This is a genomic window from Alcanivorax sp. HI0083, assembly GCF_001635175.1.
This window is the reverse complement of record NZ_LWFX01000619.1, coordinates 1-1,051: the sequence shown is the minus strand read 5'-3', so window position 1 is coordinate 1,051 and position 1,051 is coordinate 1. Positions and strand designations below refer to the sequence as shown.

2 protein-coding genes are annotated in these 1,051 nt (G+C 55.8%); both read left to right on the top strand.

All coding sequences use genetic code 11. The features are described 5' to 3' along the window. A partial coding sequence (locus A3754_RS06235; RefSeq protein ID WP_063519106.1) for a GNAT family N-acetyltransferase occupies window positions 1–718 on the top strand: 718 nt, incomplete at its 5' end. 153 nt (window positions 719–871) lie between these two features. Then, on the top strand, window positions 872–1,051 hold a 180-nt coding region (locus A3754_RS06230), incomplete at its 3' end, for a SidA/IucD/PvdA family monooxygenase (protein ID WP_156496852.1).

Below are 1,051 nucleotides of genomic sequence, written 5' to 3'. Positions count from 1 at the left end.
GGAAGAAAATCAGACAGCACGGCTGGAACGCGACATGTTCTGGCAGCTGCCCGGTGACTGGTTAAGCCAGGGCGATGCCTTGCCGTATCCGGTCACCATGATCATGGATGCATCCGGCCGGCGTCACCCACGACGCCGCGCCAAGCCGGCGGGGGAAGTGTACCGCCGTTTTGATACCGGTATTCAGGCGTGGGTGTCTCTGCGCACGCTGGATATTGAGGAAGACCTGCACCGTTTCATGCGCTGGCAGAACAGCGAGCGTGTGGCTGCCTTCTGGGAACAGAGCGGCACCCTGGAAGAGCATCGCGCATACCTGGAGAGCCAGGCGAAAGAATCGCGAGTGCTTAACCTGATCGGTTGCATAGATGATGAGCCCTTCGCTTACTTTGAAGCGTATTGGGCCAAGGAAGATCGCATCGCACCCTATTACGATGCACAGGATTTTGATCGCGGGATTCACATGCTGGTGGGCGAAGACCATCACCGTGGCCCGCACAAGGTAAAGGCATGGCTGAATGCGCTCTGCCATTACCTGTTTCTCGATGATTGTCGTACCACAAGGATTGTGTCCGAGCCACGCTCGGATAACGACAGGATGATTCAACACCTTCAAGCCAGGCGATTTGCCAAGCCAAAGGAGTTTGATTTTCCGCACAAGCGCGCAGCCCTGATGGTGCTGCATCGTGATGCGTTTTTTGAGCGTTGCGAGCTGAGCTGAAAATCACGGTTCGGATTTTTTCACTCTGAACCGCCATGGCGCGCTGCCCACCACTATCCGGCAGCAAGTGGCTGACTGTCCGAATTCTTCGGTGGTCGGTGTATGGATAAACCGGAGGCCGTTCGGTCTCCGCCACATTGAGGACATATCACCATGATCGTTCATTCTCAGGAATACGATGTCGTTGGTATTGGGTTTGGCCCGGCGAACCTGGCCATTGCCATTGCACTGGACGAGCAGAAAGACCTGGATGGTCTGCGTTACTGTTTCCTGGAAAAGCAGCCTCGTTTTGAATGGCACGGCGGCATGTTGCTGGAAGGTACTCGCATGCAG